The organism is Blautia sp. MCC269 (genome assembly GCF_018785655.1).
In the GTDB taxonomy this organism is placed as follows: Bacteria; Bacillota; Clostridia; order Lachnospirales; family Lachnospiraceae; genus Blautia_A.
In genome coordinates, this window is sequence record NZ_WQQE01000088.1 from 1 (window position 1) to 422 (window position 422).

Sequence of the window (422 nt, forward strand, 5' to 3'; positions counted from 1 at the left end):
GGAGCTGAAAAAGGCAGAGAAGCGTAAAGCCGAGGTTGACGGGCTGTTTGCTAAAATGTATGAGGACTGGTCTGCCGGACGCATAACCGAGTATAACTTCAATATGCTGTCCGAGAAGTACCAGAACGAGCAAAAGGAGCTTGAAACAAAAATAAGACAGCTTCACGAAACGATGGAAGCCGCCGTACAGACCGCAGCGGATGCTGAAAAGTGGATTGCCCTGATGAAACAGTATGTCAACCCTGTGGAGCTGACCGCCGAACTTCTGAACACTCTAATTGAAAAAATAACCGTCCACGAAGCTGTCAAGGGCGAGGACGGAAGCCGTGAGCAGGAAGTAGAAATCTACTACCGCTTCATCGGCAAAATCGACTGACCTTTCTTTTTTACCCAACAATATCTTTAATTAAGGGAGACGGGAA

At 47.4% G+C, this 422-nt stretch carries 1 protein-coding gene; it reads left to right on the top strand.

Annotated elements, in window-relative coordinates:
* The coding region (locus tag GPK88_RS17615; RefSeq protein WP_215708086.1) for a DUF4368 domain-containing protein at positions 1–376 on the top strand (376 nt) is incomplete at its 5' end.
* Between the last annotated feature and the right edge of the window lie 46 nt (positions 377–422).